Origin of the sequence: Thalassotalea castellviae, from assembly GCF_031846185.1 — a bacterium.
In the GTDB taxonomy this organism is placed as follows: Bacteria; Pseudomonadota; Gammaproteobacteria; order Enterobacterales; family Alteromonadaceae; genus Thalassotalea_H; species Thalassotalea_H castellviae.
Map to the genome: position 1 here is coordinate 418,677 of NZ_JAVRIF010000003.1, position 17,445 is coordinate 436,121.

14 protein-coding genes are annotated in these 17,445 nt (G+C 37.9%); 11 read left to right on the forward strand and 3 right to left on the reverse strand.

The features are described 5' to 3' along the window. The first annotated feature begins 11 nt into the window (after nucleotides 1-11). From RM573_RS08225 to RM573_RS08235, 3 genes are all read left to right on the forward strand, one after another. Complete coding sequence (locus RM573_RS08225) at nucleotides 12-1,259, forward strand: cytochrome-c peroxidase (protein WP_311579986.1); 1,248 nt, start codon at nucleotides 12-14, stop codon at nucleotides 1,257-1,259. Between the two features lies 1 nt (nucleotide 1,260). Beyond that, complete coding sequence (locus tag RM573_RS08230; RefSeq protein ID WP_311579989.1) at nucleotides 1,261-2,802, forward strand: parallel beta-helix domain-containing protein; 1,542 nt, start codon at nucleotides 1,261-1,263, stop codon at nucleotides 2,800-2,802. A gap of 435 nt (nucleotides 2,803-3,237) precedes the next feature. Next, complete coding sequence (locus RM573_RS08235; RefSeq protein ID WP_311579992.1) at nucleotides 3,238-3,456, forward strand: EF-hand domain-containing protein; 219 nt, start codon at nucleotides 3,238-3,240, stop codon at nucleotides 3,454-3,456. Between the two features lie 119 nt (nucleotides 3,457-3,575). Here RM573_RS08235 and RM573_RS08240 read toward each other — a convergent pair whose 3' ends face one another. Further along, complete coding sequence (locus tag RM573_RS08240) at nucleotides 3,576-5,036, reverse strand: MATE family efflux transporter (protein WP_311579996.1); 1,461 nt, start codon at nucleotides 5,034-5,036, stop codon at nucleotides 3,576-3,578. 462 nt (nucleotides 5,037-5,498) lie between these two features. Between RM573_RS08240 and lhpI the strand changes: the two genes are divergently transcribed. Both lhpI and RM573_RS08250 read left to right on the forward strand, forming a co-directional pair. Further along, nucleotides 5,499-6,446 (forward strand): bifunctional Delta(1)-pyrroline-2-carboxylate/Delta(1)-piperideine-2-carboxylate reductase, encoded by a 948-nt coding sequence (gene lhpI, locus RM573_RS08245; protein WP_311579998.1) that lies wholly within the window; start codon nucleotides 5,499-5,501, stop codon nucleotides 6,444-6,446. A 140-nt stretch (nucleotides 6,447-6,586) separates the two neighbouring features. Further along, complete coding sequence (locus tag RM573_RS08250; RefSeq protein ID WP_311580001.1) at nucleotides 6,587-8,161, forward strand: sensor histidine kinase; 1,575 nt, start codon at nucleotides 6,587-6,589, stop codon at nucleotides 8,159-8,161. 64 nt (nucleotides 8,162-8,225) lie between these two features. Here the strand turns inward: RM573_RS08250 and RM573_RS08255 are convergent, their stop codons facing one another. After that, on the reverse strand, nucleotides 8,226-9,488 hold the full coding sequence (locus RM573_RS08255; RefSeq protein WP_311580005.1) for an NAD(P)/FAD-dependent oxidoreductase: 1,263 nt from the start codon (nucleotides 9,486-9,488) through the stop codon (nucleotides 8,226-8,228). An 85-nt stretch (nucleotides 9,489-9,573) separates the two neighbouring features. Beyond that, nucleotides 9,574-10,599 (reverse strand): proline racemase family protein, encoded by a 1,026-nt coding sequence (locus RM573_RS08260; protein ID WP_311580008.1) that lies wholly within the window; start codon nucleotides 10,597-10,599, stop codon nucleotides 9,574-9,576. Nucleotides 10,600-10,732: 133 nt separating this feature from the next. Between RM573_RS08260 and RM573_RS08265 the strand changes: the two genes are divergently transcribed. The 6 genes from RM573_RS08265 to RM573_RS08290 all read left to right on the forward strand — a co-directional run bounded on the left by RM573_RS08265 (nucleotide 10,733) and on the right by RM573_RS08290 (nucleotide 17,283). Beyond that, entirely contained in the window at nucleotides 10,733-11,647 is a 915-nt protein-coding gene (locus tag RM573_RS08265; protein WP_311580359.1) for a dihydrodipicolinate synthase family protein, read from the forward strand. An 83-nt stretch (nucleotides 11,648-11,730) separates the two neighbouring features. Next, the gene (locus tag RM573_RS08270) at nucleotides 11,731-12,744 is read left to right on the forward strand and encodes a 4-hydroxyproline epimerase (RefSeq protein WP_311580011.1); all 1,014 of its coding nucleotides are present in this window, start codon (nucleotides 11,731-11,733) and stop codon (nucleotides 12,742-12,744) included. Between the two features lie 53 nt (nucleotides 12,745-12,797). Further along, nucleotides 12,798-14,321, forward strand: a complete 1,524-nt coding sequence (locus RM573_RS08275; protein WP_311580014.1) for an aldehyde dehydrogenase (NADP(+)) — start codon at nucleotides 12,798-12,800, stop codon at nucleotides 14,319-14,321. Between the two features lie 112 nt (nucleotides 14,322-14,433). Continuing rightward, nucleotides 14,434-15,114 (forward strand): GntR family transcriptional regulator, encoded by a 681-nt coding sequence (locus RM573_RS08280; protein ID WP_311580017.1) that lies wholly within the window; start codon nucleotides 14,434-14,436, stop codon nucleotides 15,112-15,114. A gap of 221 nt (nucleotides 15,115-15,335) precedes the next feature. Continuing rightward, a complete protein-coding gene (locus RM573_RS08285; protein ID WP_311580020.1) occupies nucleotides 15,336-16,892 on the forward strand; it encodes a SulP family inorganic anion transporter in 1,557 nt (518 codons plus the stop codon). 85 nt (nucleotides 16,893-16,977) lie between these two features. After that, nucleotides 16,978-17,283 (forward strand): DUF1289 domain-containing protein, encoded by a 306-nt coding sequence (locus tag RM573_RS08290; RefSeq protein WP_311580023.1) that lies wholly within the window; start codon nucleotides 16,978-16,980, stop codon nucleotides 17,281-17,283. The last annotated feature ends 162 nt before the right edge of the window (nucleotides 17,284-17,445 follow it).

Sequence of the window (17,445 nt, forward strand, 5' to 3'; positions counted from 1 at the left end):
CTAGACTTATTATGAATAAACTTTTTATTTATCTCCTCATAATATTTTGTTTTATTATTTCGCCATATAGTTCGGCGCAACAAGGTGATTTTGTCTTAGCAGAAAATTGTCCGCCAAGCTTTGAATTAACAGAACAAGGTGTTTGTCGCTTATTAACGCGATATCAGTTTTATAGTTCAGTACAAAATAAAGGTTTAGGCGGCACTCGTACCAATTTGCCTGCACACCGAGATGGCTTTACACCTGCACAAATCGATTTAGGACGATATTTATTCTTTGATCCTGCACTGTCAAAAGATGGTTCTATTTCTTGTGCGAGTTGTCATCAGCCAGATAAAGGCTTCAGTGATGATCTTGATAGAAGCATAGGTATTACCGGAAAAAAGGTAGCACGATCAGCTCCCACATTATGGAATGTCGCGTTTGTTGATAAATTCTTTTGGGATGTACGAGCGAATTCATTAGAAGAGCAAGCAATGGGGCCGTTATTTGATCCCCTCGAAATGGCTAACACTCCAGAGCAACTGCTGAGTACATTAAGAAATAATCAAGATTATCAAGCAATGTTTGCACAGGCATTTCCTCAACAACCAACAGTTGAATTAGCTCAGGTTTATACTGCTTTAACGGCTTTTCAAACATCCCTGATTTCATTGAATAGCCGTTATGATCAGTATGCTCATGGTTATCATCAAGCATTAACGAAAAATGAAATAGCGGGTTTAAATGTCTTTAGGTCCTTTGTTGCTCGTTGCGCAGAATGTCATCAGCCTCCGCTTTTTACCAATAATGAAATTGCAGTAATAGGGGCTCCCGAGCCGGCAGGAAGAGAGTTAGATATCGGTGCTGAAAAAACTTATAACGCCCCTAAATTACGAGGCGCTTTTAAAGTACCAACCTTAAGAAATATTACCAAATCAGCTCCTTATATGCACTCGGGGCGATACGATAACTTACGTGATGCGGTCAAGTTTTATAACGATGGGCGAGGAAATTCGATACCAGAAGGTGAAGAAATGCTAATACATTGGCATATTTCAGAGCCAAATTTAACCGATGATGAGTTAGATTTAATCGTTGAATTCTTAGGTACCTTAACGGATGAAAGCTTAACACCACAAATGCCAACTAAAGTACCTTCGGGCTTACCAGTAATAGATGAAAAATTTCAGCTTCAACAAAATCAATCGTTATCATCAAATCAACAGGTTCAAATGAATCAAAAGAAAAATAATACAGCAATGCAAAGTGGGGAATAATATGAGTTCAGGAAAAATAATAGGTGCAGTACTTGTCATCGGGGCTTTCGCCGGTGGGATGTATTTTGGAAGTAATCAGAACCCAGTGCCCGTCATTACAAAAAGTTCTGGTGGTGCTAGCTACGGTGGTGGTTACGATAAGGCCGGAGATAGCGATGCAGCTGCTAGTACTGATTCAACGCGTGTAAAATATAAAAGTGAGGTCGCTGACCGCAGTATTGTTGGAGAAACGCATGTCGTCAATGATGGCGAATTAATTATGGATGCGGTGCAAAAGGCTAAACCGGGTGACACCATTCAAGTCATGCCGGGTACTTATCATGAAACGGTTTATATTGATAAAGATAACATCAGTATTATTGGGGTTATCCAACAAGGTAAACGTGCGACTTTAGATGGTGAGAAAAAGCTAAATGATGCCATTTTATATTCGGGGAATAATTTCATCGTCGAAAATTTAGTGATCACTAATTATAAAGGCAATGCCATAATGGGGCAGGCGGGGAATAATTTTGAAATTCGTAATAACATTATTGTTGATACGGGTGTTTACGGAATTTTCCCACAGCTAGGTAAAAATGGTGTAGTTGAATACAATATTATTTCAGGTATTGAAGATGCCGCTATTTATGTTGGCATGAGTGATAACATTCATGTTGCTTATAATGATGTTTTTGACAGTGTTGCGGGAATTGAAATAGAAAACTCACGACATGCCATTGTTGAAGATAATTATGTTCATAATAATACCGGTGGTATTTTAGCGTTTATCACGCCAGGCTTACCGATTAAAACCACTTATGATGTCATTATTCGCAATAACTTTATTACCGACAATAATACCAAAAACTTTGGGGCGCCAGGCTCTACAGTTGGCGGTATTCCTGCTGGTACAGGTATTTTAATTATGGCGGCGGATGATGTTGTTGTAGAAGGTAACATCATTACCAATAATAAAACGGCGGGCATATTAATTACGGATCATAATAATGCGCCGAATGTTACAATAGATCCTGAGTCGGATCCTGCCCCTGATCGTGTCATGATTTTAGATAACTTAATGCTTAATAATGGTTATGACACGATAGATGAAGCAAAAGCATTGATGTTGACTGAATTTAAACAAGGTCATCCAGATATTCTTCAAGTGGGGGCAACCAAAGACAGCTGTATTATTAATCGCCATCGATATATCTCGGTGGGGGTAAATAAATGGGCAGAGTGTGACTTTACTAATACGGACACTATCGTTAGTTACTTATTAGAAGAGCCTGTTGCACCACGTGTTATTGACCCATCTGAACGTGGCAAAGTGGTATATAACGGCATTTGTGCTGGCTGTCATACTTATACCGGCAGAATGATAGGTCCTCCAGTGCAAATTATTCAAGCTTTGTATATGGATAACCCACAAGGTATAGCTGATTATATCGCTAAGCCTATTAAAAAACGTGAAGACTACCCTGAAATGCCGCCGCAAAACTACTTAGATGAAGAAACGCGTTTAGCGGCTGCTAAGTATATGCTAAGTAGAAAACGATAATTTTAATTATCGATATTTCAGCCTAGTGAGAGAAGCAAAAAGGAACCTAATGTTCCTTTTTTGTTTAACCTCACGCTCAGTGAAAGGTTTAAAAGAAAAGCCCGGTTTACCACTGGGCTTTTTGCTGTATGGGTTTTAATTGTCTCAAGTAGGCAACAACTTAAATTATTGAAAATATGGAGGTTTTGTTTGGATTTGTTATTTAGTGTTACCGATTGGCAACACTTAATAAACTTTTTCTTCGTTCTTTTATAAATATTTTTTATTGGTGATGTTTAACTTATTGATTATTGGTTGTTTTAATGAATTGGCATTAAAGTTGATATCTAACAATTGAAAACACTGAACTCTAAGAGCGACTAAGAAATTATGAGCCTTATTTAAGTGTTAAAGAAATTAAATGAGTTTATTTCAACAATTAATGAGAGGAAAACGATGAAAAATTTAACGATGATGTTATCAGTTGTATTGATGTTAGTGTCTATTAACGCTTATGCAGGCGCTGAATTTGAAAAATATGACGTCGACGGTAACGGTGTTATCAGTGAATCGGAAGCACAAAATGACTCAGCATTGGCAGAGCAATTTAAAACGTTAGATGCAAATGGTGATGGAGAATTAAGTAAGGAAGAATTTTCAAATTTTTCAGGTTAATAACCAATCTCAACCAATGCTTGCTGGTTAATCTACCTTAAACGGTAGGTCTGGTTTATTAAATTTGCTGCCTTTAAGTGCGTAACTTTAAGGCAGCATTTGTTATCGATTAGTCGATTTTATACCGTTTTTAATTTCCACTGACCTTTTCTAAAGCTTAGCCAGCCAATAAGTGCAAAAATACTTTGAGCGATAGTAATGGCTAGAAATACACCGATCGGTCCTAAGTCAAACCATTTTGCTAAACCGTATGCCACAGGTATTTGAATCAACCAATAACAAATAAAATTTATTTTTGTTGGTGTCATGGTATCTCCAGCGCCATTAAAAGCTTGCACTAAAATCATCCCTAATGCGAAAAATCCATTGCCATAGCTTATATATCTTAAGCAATCTGCGCCATATTTAATCACATTTTGATCACTCGTAAATAAACCGATAATTTGGTTTGGAATAGTGATAAATATCAAGGCAACAGTCAGTAAAAAGTAAATATTATACTTGGCGATGCGCCATACAGATTGCTCTGCTCTTTCTGGTTTATCTGCACCTAGATTTTGTCCAACTAAAGTTGCTACGGCATTACTTAAGCCCCATGCGGGTAGAATCACAAACATAATCACCCTGATCGCAATCGTATAACCAGCTACAGCATCACTGCCATAAGTCGAAACGATTCGCACTAAGGCAATCCAACTTGCGGTGGCAATTAAAAATTGAATTATTCCCCAAAATGATACTTTTAAAAGCTTTAAACATACTTCGCTTTGTATAAGTAAATGGGTAAGTGTTATTTTAATACGCCCTGAAATACCAAATAAGTAACTGAGTTGGTAGAGAACACCGACACCTCGTCCTATTGTTGTTGCTACAGCAGCACCGGTTAAACCCATTTCAGGGAAAGGTCCAACACCGTAAATAAGCAAAGGGTCCAACACGATATTTATACCATTGGCTAACCATAAAGAGCGCATCGCGATAGATGCATCGCCTGCCCCCCTAAAAATGGCATTAATTAGGAACAAGTATAAAATGGTAATTGAACCAGACAGCATGATGGTGGTATAGGTTTTACCTTCTTGAATTAACGATTCACTGCCGCCCATTAACCTTAAAATGTCTTCAGCAAAATTTAATCCTATAAAGCCGACAATCAAGGCAACCGCCATTCCTATCCATAACGTTTGACCGGCTACAACATCAGCTTGTTCAATGTTTTTCTCACCGTAACGACGAGCAATAGTAGCCGTTACCGCCATACTTAAACCAATTGCTAACGCATATAAAAGCGTTAAAACCGCTTCCGTTAATCCAACAACTGCGACTGCTTGTGCCCCTAAACCAGAAACGAAAAAGATATCAGTAATAGCAAAAATTGACTCCATTAACATTTCTAATACCATAGGTACCGCGAGTAAAAACGCGGCAACGCCAATAGAACCTTTGGTTAAATCTTGATGGTTGCCTTTTAGTGATTGTTTAAATAATTGTCTTATGCTTAATTTTTGTTGAAGCTTATCGAAAGTTACTTCAGCGTTTGTTTCTCCTTCGTGGAGAATCGTTTTTTTATCTGTTTTCAAAATTAATAACCTTTAGAACGGCCAAATAAGTTTTAGTGCAAATCAAGTTCATTTCATTTTAATCTGCAATGAATAAGCTTGTTAAAGCTGGCAAGGAGAGGGTGTTTATTAATCCACTCATTTAGAAGAATTGATCAAATGAGCAAAATTTAACGTGATTAAATGTTGATTTTTATTAACGGTAAAGTGTGAACTAACTAAGAATTAGTACTCATTCAACGTTGAAAACACGATAGACTTGATCCCATAAACGGTAATGTCAGCAATAACATTTGTGGATAAAATAAAATTGTTCATTGTCCCGCTCTCTATGGAATTTGATAAGAATTACGAGAATGTCAGTGCTTAATTAAAAAGTCAACAGACTCATTAAAAATAAACTTGATTTCCAATATTTAAATTTTGTATACAGTATGCAATAATGCTTTTTTGGATTGTGTTATTTAAATTTAAGAGGTTTACATGTTGTCAATTACTGCCGAAGTTGTACATCAAGCGTTAATGTTTCCTAAACTTGTAAATGCATTACAAGTTGCTTTTACCGAGAGCATTGAAGTGCCACCAAGATTACATTTTGATATGGAAAACCCCAATGCAAGTCGAGAAACAACATTGTTAATGATGCCTGCTTGGCAAGCTGGAGATGTAGCGGGTATAAAATTAGTAACCGTTGCTCCTGAAAATAGTCAAAAAAACCTTCCCTCAATTCAAGGAACTTATCTTCTGTTAGATGTTGATACTGGCTCTATAAAGGCGATGATGGACGCACCATCTCTTACTGCGAAAAGAACGGCAGCAGCGTCAGCTTTAGCTGCTCGTTTTCTCTCACGTGAAAACAGTTCAACATTGCTTGTTGTCGGCACTGGCACTTTAGCACCACAATTAATTGCTGCCCACGCCAGTGTGAGACCCATTCGCCAAGTTTATGTTTGGGGAAGAGATATTAAAAAGGCACTGCAGGTTTGCCAGCAAGTTGAGCATTTAAATATTAACTGTAAAGCTGTTGATGAATTAGAACCGCATGTAAAACTCGCCGACATCATTTCATGTGCAACGTTAAGTACAAAGCCGTTAATATTTGGCAGATGGTTACAAGCCGGTCAACATCTTGATATGGTCGGTGCTTATCGCCCAGATATGAGAGAAATGGATGATACGTGTTTAACCCGCTCTAAAGTGTTTGTTGATAACATTGAAAGTGCTGTTCGAGAAACCGGAGATATCGCAATCCCTCTTGCTGAAAACGTGATCACTCAGGCTGATATCAACGCCGACTTATTTTCGTTATGTAGAAAAACTTTTGTATTTAACAGAACTGATGAAGATATTACCGTATTCAAATCGGTAGGGCATGCCTTGGAAGATCTTGCTGCGGCTAAATTAGTGAGTGAATTTGTTTTAAAAAAATAAATTTGAACGAGTTTATTACATTTTGCTACGTTATCGGCCTTATTTTGTTAACAGATTGTTATTCCTAAGAGAATTTATTGACATTAGGGGAATTGACTATTTTAATTAAGAGAATTGGAACTATAAGGATAAAATAGTCAATGGCGGCACCTGTCTCTTTTAATAATAAATTAACTCGGCGTGTGCTTGTTTATATTTTATTATGTAGCTCTATTTTGTCGCTAGTTTCCACTTTTATTCAACTTTACTCAGCATATCATGAAAATATAACTCGTTTGAATAATAGCTTCGATAACATTGAATCGAGTTATATTCAGTCGATATCCACCAGTTTATGGGACTTTAACGAAGCCTTAGTTCAACAACAAATTCAAGGGATAGTTAAGTTACCCGATATCCGCTTTGTTAAAATAACAACTGGCTTTGGTAAGGTTTATCAATTTGGCGATGAAAACGCAGAGCTGAAGAAGCAAGCTAAATATCCTATTTTTTATGGTGAAAGTGATATTGGCGAAATCTTGATTGGTGCTGATTATGAAGATATCTATCAACGATTATGGCAACAAGCAGGTTTTATTGTTACCGCGGAGTTTGTTAAAACGTTTATCGTCGCATTTTTTATCATGTTTATTGTTCATTGGTTGATCACACGTCAAATTTACCATATTACCTCCTACTCTCAACGTGTCACCACTGAGAACTTAGACGAAGAGCTTGTTTTACAAAATAGAAGTAAAAATACGGATGAATTAGATGATCTCGCTGATGCGATCAACTGTATGCGATTAGCGATCAAAAACGATATCGTAAAGTTAGAAGAAGCTGAAAATGCACTAATAAACTTAAATGGTGAATTAGAAATAAAAGTCTACGATCGTACGGCTAAATTAGCGGCGAGTAATCAACAATTACAACAGTCACTTGATGATTTAACCTTAGCGAAAGATCAATTAGTACAGTCTGAGAAAATGGCATCGTTAGGGCAGTTGGTAGCTGGTGTTGCTCATGAGGTAAATACACCATTAGGTATTTGCGTGACTTCAATTACCGCGCTTAAAGAAAAAGTGTTAGATTTAATCAACTCTGTAGAAAGTGAAAACTTAACCAAGTCTCAATTAACTTCAACCTTGTCATTACTGATTGAATATCAAGAAATTATCGAACGAAGTTTAAATAAAGCTGTGGAACTTATTCGCGGTTTTAAATCAGTAGCGGTAGAACAACATACTGATCCTGAAATAAATATTAATATGCTTCAGCATGTAAACGATATTGTTAATACAGTTAAAACGCTATTTAAACGTAAAAATTACTCTATAAACGTTTCTGTCGATCCAAATTTAAATTTAGTGACATACCCCAGTGCATGGAACCAAATTTTAACTAATTTTATGACAAACTCACACATCCACGGTTTTGATGGACGAGATAAAGGGGAAATTAATATTACTTTTACCGAAAGTAATGGCTTTTTAACCTTGGTTTATAGTGATGATGGCGTTGGATTAGACAAAGACATTAAAAAGCGTATTTTCGACCCTTTCGTTACTACCAAAAGAGGACAAGGGGGATCTGGCCTCGGCATGAATATTGTCTATAATTTAGTCGATGCTAAATTAGGTGGCACCGTGAAAAGTTTGCCGGTGAGAAAAGGCTGTAGCTTTCAAGTGAAAGTTCCCATTACTCATCAAGAAGATATAAAAGAACCGGGTTAAAACGCTTGTTTAACCTACTAAAATCAGTCGTTTCAATAGCGCTTTATTCAGCCTTTTATTCTATTTAGTTAAATCGAGAAATACAAAAGGGGGCAATATCAATTGCCGGTTTTTCATTCGCCACTATTTGACCAACTAGTTTGCCGGTAATCGCCCCTAAAGTTAAGCCTAAATGTTGATGCCCTAGCGCAAAGGTCATATTTTTATGGTTTGGTGCTGTACATATTACCGGTAATGAATCGGGCAGTGAGGGTCGAAAGCCCAACCAGCCTTGATTTTTATCCGGCGCTTCTTTTGATAACTCTTTGATAATAAATTGAGCATTTTTATAAAGCATAGAGGCTCGTTTCATATTTGCTTTCTGTTTTAGTCCTGCAAATTCAACGGTGCCTGCTAAACGTAAGCCATGCGACATTGGCGTGATAATAAATCGTCGTTCTGCAGAAGCGACAGGTCTATTTAAATGACGGTTGGTTTGGCCAGATAAATCTAAACTGTAACCTCGCTCAGCTTCTATTGGGAGTTTGTAATTTAGTTGTTTTAGTAAGTTTTCTGACCAAGCACCTGTTGCTATAACTAGATGATCAAACATTAAAGTTGTTTTGCCATCATTGAGTACAACGTTATTTGCTTGATGAGTAATGGTTTGAAGGTCAAATTTTTCTATCTTACAACCCAAAGATTTAGCGTAATGAGCTAACTTTTGACTGAGCAATAACGGATTAACAGTATGGGCTACTTCTGTGAAATATAGCGAATATTGTATGCTACCTTGTAAATTTGGCTCTAATAATAACGTTTGAGCTCTATCTAATAGTTTTACTTTCACCTCTTGTGCTAAATAAGCTTGTTGTAGCTTTTTGATCTTTGCTAGGGGCGTGTTTTCAAAAACTAATAAACTGCCTTTTTCTACGAAGAGTTCTTCTGCGTTCGCGGCTGCTAATAAGGGTTTATAATAGGCTATTGCTTGCTCATTAATACGTTTAAGTGCCGCAATGTTTTGACGTCGTTTAGATTGCCCCATATTCGCTATAAATTTAATGAACCAAGGAATTGCTTTAAAGCAGTATTTTGGCGATAAGGCAACTGGGCCTAAAGGATTAAGGAGCATTTTTGGTAGTTGTAAAAGAATACTGGCTTCGGCTAAAGGAAAAACTTGCTCAGTAGCAAAATGACCTGCATTGCCTTTTGAACATCCCTCTCCAATGGCATTTTTATCAAGTAAGGTAACTTGATAACCTCGTGATTGTAATTCAACAGCGCAGTTTATACCGATAATACCAGCACCAACGATTGCGATTTTTTTTGTCTTTGTTGATTCATTCATGTCATTAAATCCAAGTAATATTTACAGATCTTATTTAACCAACCATTGGCGTTGTAAACATGATCATTATCATGTGATTGAAAGTTTATCTCAGGATAAAACCTTGTGGAAAAATGTCGTTTTTATCCAATAAAAACTGATGTGTTCCTGTAATGTAGGCTCTGCCGCTTACTCGAGGGACTACGGCTTGTTTACCAAAGTAAGTACACTGTTGTTGAATGCTTAATGACATTCTTCCACCGACAATGCTTTCGATTTCAATAGACGTGAGTGGGGATAAATTTTCTTTAACACTCAGAAGGGCTGCGCGAGCAGAAACACCCGTTCCTGTAGGGGAACGATCAACTTCTCCGTCTGCAAATATGCAAACATGGCGTGAATGAGCCATAGGGTTATCGGTATTTTTTGAAGTGAAAATGGTACCGTAGATAAAGCTTAATGCGGTTTCTTGTGGATGATTGATTTCAACAGAGCCCATTACGGCTTTTTTAATTGCTTGACCAGCATTTATCAAAGCTTGCACATTATTCGCCGTGCAATCTAACGATAATTTATCCGCATCTACAAATATATAATAAGCGCCGCCAAAAGCAATGTCGTAAGAAACTTGTCCGATACCTTCGACAAATATTTCTTGTTCAAGCGTTTCAACAAAAGCCGGCACATTATCAAAGCTAACGGTTAATTGATGATGATCAGTTGCGTATGCTTTAATAAATCCTGCTGGGGAGTCTATGCCAATATAGCCCTTGTCATTAGGAAAACCGATCGTTTCAGTTTCAATCGCCAAGGTAACAGCAGCAATAATGCCGTGGCCACACATGCTGCTATAGCCTTCGTTATGCATAAATAAAATGCCAAAATCTGCATTTTCAGTACAAGGCTCTGTGATCAAAGCGCCATACATATCGGCATGACCTCTAGGCTCAAACATCAAGAGTTGACGTAAATGATCTAGGTTATCTATCAGATATTGACGCTTTTCTAAAATGGTTTTGCCAATAATATTAGGGTAACCATGGATTATAATGCGTAATGGCTCACCTTCCGTATGGGCATCAATAGTTTTAATTGATTGATAATTATTGATTTTAATGTCATTAAACTGCATTTTTTAAACCCTTGAAAATATTTTTTATACATTATACTTGTGTGAGTTAAATAATTGTATACAATATGCGATATTAATTCTACAAATACTTTTTTGGTATTTATTACTTTAACTATTGTGGTACAAATAAATGATGAACATTAATTGGCAAGGCGTTTACCCTGCGGTAACAACTCAGTATTTCGACGATTATTCAATTAACTTTGAAGCAACCAAAAATATGGTCGACTCACTTATCAAAGAAGGCGTTGATGGAATTATCGCATTAGGTACGGTTGGTGAAAATTGCTCACATACACGTGAAGAAAAAAAGGAAATTTTGATAGCGGTTAAAGAAGTCGTTGCCGGTCGAGTGCCTGTAATTTCTGGAGTTGCTGAAACCACGACACAATTTGCGGTTGAATATTCTCAAATGTGTGAAGAAGTCGGTATTGACGGTTTGATGGTGCTACCGGGTATGGTTTATCGCTCAAGTGAAGCGGAAGCGATTCACCATTATCAACAAGTGGCAAGAAACTGTAGTTTACCTATCATGATCTACAACAATCCAGTGACTTACGGTGTTGATGTTTCAATTGAAGGTATGCGGGTACTTGCTGAAGAGCCAACAATTGTCTCTGTGAAAGAAGCCACAGAAGATACTCGTCGTATTTCTGAGTTGTATGCAAACTTTGGTGATCGTTTTATTGTTTTCGGTGGTGTTGATGATATTGCCTTAGAAAGTTTAATGTTGGGTTGTACTGGCTGGATTTCTGGTTTAACCAATGTTTTCCCGCAAGAGTCTGTTGCTATTTACAAGCTGGCTAAACAAGGGCGTTACCAAGAGGCGCTTGAGATCTGGAGATGGTTTTTACCATTACTACGCTTAGATACCATTCCCACATTAGTGCAATGTATTAAGTTTTGTGAACAACTGGCCGGTCGTGGTAGTGAAGTCACCCGTGCACCTCGTATGCCTTTAACAGGTGTAGAAAGAAGTAGAGTTGAAAAGCTTTATAACGACGCGGTTGCAACGCGAATTGATTTATCTAAATTTAATTTAGATTAATGGCGATTAAATCCTCATGATACATCGGCTCAGTAGTTGTTGAGCCTTTTGCTTATATGGCTTTAACCGATAAAAGGTTGTAAATGAATAAAGGTACATTCTTTTGTATTGACGCTCATACCTGTGGTAATCCTGTTAGGTTAGTGACCAGTGGTCATCCTGAACTTAAAGGAGAAACCATGAGTGAAAAGCGACAAGACTTTTTAGAAAATCATGATTGGATCCGTCAAGGATTAATGTTCGAACCTCGGGGTCATGACATGATGTCGGGGGCATTTTTATATCCTCCATGCTGTGAAAACTCAGATGGGTCGATTTTATTTATCGAAACTTCAGGCTGTTTACCTATGTGTGGCCACGGAACAATTGGCACAGTAACCGCAGCAATACAAGCTGGATTATTAAAACCTAAACAGCCAGGTAAGCTGATCTTAGACGTACCTGCAGGACAAATAGATATTGATTACCAAATGACTGGCGATCAAGTCTCTGCGGTGAAACTTTATAATGTTGCGGCTTATCTTGCTCATCAAAACGTCGAATTAAATATCCCTGAACTTGGCAAATTAACCGTGGATGTTTCCTATGGTGGAAATTTTTATGTGATCGTTGAACCGCAAGAAAATTTTCCAGGTATTGACCAATGGAGTGCGGATGAAATTTTGCGCTGGAGCCCTATTGTTCGTCAAGTAGCAAGTGACATTTTAACCTGTGTTCATCCTGAAGATCCTACCGTAAATGGTGTAAGTCATGTGTTATGGACGGGGCAGCCACAAACTATTGGCTCAGATTCAGCTAATGCCGTGTTTTATGGTGAAAAAGCTATTGATAGGTCGCCGTGTGGTACTGGGACTAGCGCTCGTATGGCGCAATTATTTGCCAAAGGTGAATTAACACTTGGTGACACGTTCACCCATGAAAGTTATATCGGTAGTCAATTTATCGGTAAAATAGAAGCAATTGTTGAGCTAGGTGATGAGCAAAAAAAGATCCAAGCAATAAAGCCAAGTATTCAAGGTTGGGCAAAAGTTTTTGGGAAAAATTGTATAACCATTGATGACGATGATCCTTATGCATTTGGTTTTAGTGTGAAATAACTGACTTGGTTATCAACTGAGTTATTGAGTAATTATTTAAAAAGAGAATAGTGATGACAATTACAGGACAAAATTTAATTGCGGGTGAGTGGTCTGGCAATACAAGTCAAGGCTTTTCAGCAACGCATGCCATTAACAATGAACCGATGAAAGCAACTTTTGCTGATGCAACACCTGCAGAAATAGAGCAAGCGATAATGCGAGCTAAGCAAGCGTTTAACAATTATCATCAACTTCCTGTCAAAATACGTGCAAAATTTTTAAGAAATATTGGAGAGGAAATTCTTGCCTTAGGTGATGAACTTATCAATATGGCTTGTGCTGAAACGGGCCTACCGGCATTGCGAATACAAGGAGAAAGGGGCCGAACAATTGGTCAATTAGGTTTGTTTGCTGATTTACTCGAAACAAGTGAATACCACGTAGTTATCGATGAAGCCGATGCTGATCGTCAACCTTTACCTAAACCTGATACTCGTTTGGGATATTTGCCCTTAGGCGTGGTTGGGGTATTTGCCGCGAGTAATTTTCCTTTAGCATTTTCAACCGCAGGTGGTGATACTGCTTCGGCATTAGCGGCAGGTTGTCCTGTCATTATGAAAGCTCATGCGGCGCATCCAGGTACGGCTGAATTAGTGGCTAGAGCGATTGAAAAAGCCATTAAAAACTGTGACATTGACGCCGGAGTTTTTTCGCTGTTACAAGGTAAAAATTATGCTATTTCAAGTCAAATAGTCACACATCCAGATATAAAAGCCGTCGGTTTTACTGGCTCAGAACGTGTTGGCATGATTCTACAAAAGCAAATTAACGAACGAGCTGAGCCAATTCCATTTTATGGTGAGCTCGGCAGTGTGAATCCTCAACTGATAATGGCAGGCAAACTAGCAACAAATGCTACCGATATTGCCAATACTTTAGTGGCGTCTTTAATGATGGGACAAGGACAATTTTGTACTAGCCCCGGAATTTGGGCGTATATTGAAGATACCAATGCGGGGGATTTTGAAAGTGCAGCAAGTGCTGCTATTGCTGATACTCAAGCGGGGGTAATGTTAACCCCAGCCATTGCAGCTACATATAAACGCGCTGTTGAACACTGGCAATCAATATCAGGTGTTGAATTATTAGCTATGGGGCAAGCGGGTGTTGAACATTTTGCACAAGCTGCCTTATTCGCGACTGACTTTGCCACCTTTAAAGCAACGCCAATTTTACATGAAGAAGTTTTTGGCTCATGTGCATTAATCGTTCGCTTGAAAAACTTAGATGAAATGGTGGATTTCATTGATTTACTAAAAGGAAATTTAACCGCGAGTATCCATGCTGTTGAATCTGATCTTGAGGAAAGTAAACAAGTTGCTTCGTTAATTGCACATAAAGTGGGTCGTTTAATTTATAATCAAATGCCTACTGGAGTTGAGGTTTGTGCTTCAATGAATCATGGCGGACCATTTCCAGCGTCAACGGATCTAAGATCTACATCTGTCGGAAGTGAAGCTATCAGACGCTTTCAACGACCTATTTGTTATCAAAATATGCCAAATGATTTATTACCAGCACCATTGTGGCGATAAATTTTTAATCAAATAGGGTTGATTATAAAGAGCTAATTTTATTAGCTCTTTTTTTTAGGTAGTAAATGCTTATAATGGGGGCAATTAATTTTAGCAGGTATTTGGTAGGCGCATGAGCATAGTTTATAAAACACGCACACAATTGGTCGTTGAAACATTAAGGGAGAAAATTCTTAATGGTGCAATAAAAGCAGGCCAACCCCTCCGCCAAGCTGCTTTAGCAGAAGAACTCAATGTCAGTCGAATTCCTGTTCGAGAAGCACTATTGCAATTAGAAGCGGAAGGTTTGGTATCATTCGAACCCCATAAAGGGGCGACAGCAACAGAGCTTAATATCAATCAAGTTGATGAACTTTTTGAATTAAGAGCAATGCTTGAAGCTGACTTGTTAGCTGCTTCAATTCCAAATTTAACAGATGAAAAACTTGAAGAAGCAACGGTTTTACTTGAAAAGTTGAATCAATCTTTAGGTAAAGAAAATGCTGCAAACACTTGGAGTGAATTAAACTCAAATTATCATAATTGTCTTTATTCTGGTGCTACTCGCCCTCAAACCCAAGATCTAGTCAATACCTTAAACAAAAATGCGGATAGGTATATTCGCATGCATTTATTATGGGCTGGCGGTATTTCTAAAGCTGAATCAGAGCATAATGAATTACTGGCGCTGTGTAAAAGTAAGGACATTGATAAAGCGGTGGCTGTTATGAAACAACATATTTTAGGCTCTAGAGATGAAATTAAAGCGTTTTTAACAGAGCGTGAACAATTGACCGAATCCGCAGAACAGTAATTATTTACATAAAAATCAAATAGATAAGTGCTTATCTCTTCTTCTTGTAGAATAAGCATTTATTGACTTTCTCTCTATAAATCTATAGTATTCCCGCGCTTTTTATCACTAAAACATTTTCCTGTTTTCTTCTTTCATTAGTTGATTTAAAAGTATGCCTAATTTTAGCTGACGTATTGTTTGAGAATAGGTTAGTTTACTTAATTTAACGTGAGATCGTGATGTTTGAATTACATGCCAGTAAAGTTGGCAATTTAAAAAATGATGTTTTATCAGGACTGACAGTTGCTTTAGCACTTGTTCCCGAAGCGGTTGCTTTCGCTTTTGTTGCCGGCGTTGAACCTTTAGTTGGGTTATATGCTGCATTTATGGTGGGGTTGATCACGTCTATATTTGGCGGTCGACCGGGGATGATTTCTGGTGCTACAGGTGCTATGGCCGTAGTGATGGTGAGTCTTGTCGCTATCCATGGGGTTGAATACTTGTTCGCTTGTGTTGTGCTAACCGGGATATTACAGATTTTAGCGGGTATCTTTAAGCTCGGAAAATTTATTCGCTTAGTACCACACCCGGTGATGTTAGGCTTTGTTAACGGTCTTGCTATTGTTATATTTTTGGCGCAATTAGGCCAGTTTAAAGTCACCAATGAAGCCGGTGAATTAGAATGGATGATGGGCACACAATTATACACAATGGCCGGTTTAATTGTTTTAACGATGGCCATTATTCATTTTCTTCCTAAATTAACTAAAGCGGTGCCATCTTCTTTAGTGGCGATAGTTGTGGTGACTATTTTGGTGCAAAGCTTAGGCTTAGATGCGCGAACGGTTGTTGACTTTGTTCGTGATATGACCAATGACCCATCTGCTTCAATTGCTGGTGGTCTACCTCAGTTTGCTATTCCAAACGTTCCATTTAACTTAGAAACATTAAAAGTTATTTTCCCTTTTGCCATTGTGTTAGCAGCGATTGGTTTGATTGAGTCATTATTAACTTTAACTTTGATTGATGAGCTTACCGGCACTCGTGGTCGTGGTAATAGAGAATGTATCGCCCAAGGTGCGTCAAATGCCGTTAATGGCTTTTTTGGCGGAATGGGGGGCTGTGCAATGATCGGCCAATCTATGATTAACGTGAATTCAGGTGGACGAGGCAGAGCGTCTGGTATTACAGCAGCTTTAGCGCTATTAGGCTTTATTTTGTTTGCTTCTGGTTTGATTGAAATCATCCCATTAGCTGCACTTGTTGGTGTGATGTTTATCGTGGTTATTGGTACGTTTGAATGGTCAAGCTTCCGTATTTTAGGCAAAGTACCTAAAGCTGATGCGTTTGTTATCGTGTTAGTTTCTGGGGTAACGGTAGCTACGGATTTAGCGGTAGCTGTAGTAGTAGGTGTTATTGTTTCTGCACTAGTTTTTGCTTGGGAACATGCAAAACATGTAAATGTAAAACGTACTGTTGATGAACAAGGCTCTACGGTTTATGAAGTTCATGGCCCATTATTCTTTGGTTCTATTTCAAATTTCTTAGAACAGTTTGATGTGAGTAACGATAGCGACGATGTCATTGTCGAATTTAAAAATTCACGGGTTGCTGACCACTCCGCGATTGAAGCCATTGATACACTTGCAGAGCGCTATATCGCTAGCGGTAAAACTATGCATTTAAGACATTTAAATTCAGAGTGTAAACAGTTATTAACTAAAGCAGGTAGTTTGGTTGAAATTAATGTCATTGAAGATCCTGAATATCATATAGCAACGGATGAATTAGCGTAATAGGGTTTAGTTCGCCTATAGGTTATAATAAACAATAGGCGAATTTTATCGTAGTAAAATCCACTACGCTTAATGATAGTAAAATATGCAATTAGAGTTTTTTGATGTTCCTAGTCCGTGCGTTGGTATTTGTCAGTCAGATGACAAAGGCCAATGTTTGGGGTGTTTTCGAACCCGTGAGGAGCGTCAAAATTGGATAAATTTAGCCTCAACTGAAAAACAAAAAGTCATCAAACGTTGTATTCAACGCAAAAAACGTAAAGACGGCAAAATTAAAGTCAAAGAAATTGAACAAAACGTTGAGAATCCTCAACCTTCATTACTTGACCCGCCTAGCAAAAATAAATTATCGACATCGAAGGATATGGACTTTGGTGATTTTGAGCTATAGAACTTATAGTTGACTGAGTTTTTTGAACTGGGTGTAAAGTCTACTTTTCTAGTGCAACAATAAGTTGACAGTTCCTCAGTTACAATTTTGTCATTTCGTAGCCTTTCAATGGCTCGCTGTTATAATGACGTCAAATATTTTCTCAATGTTTTTTGCTCTATA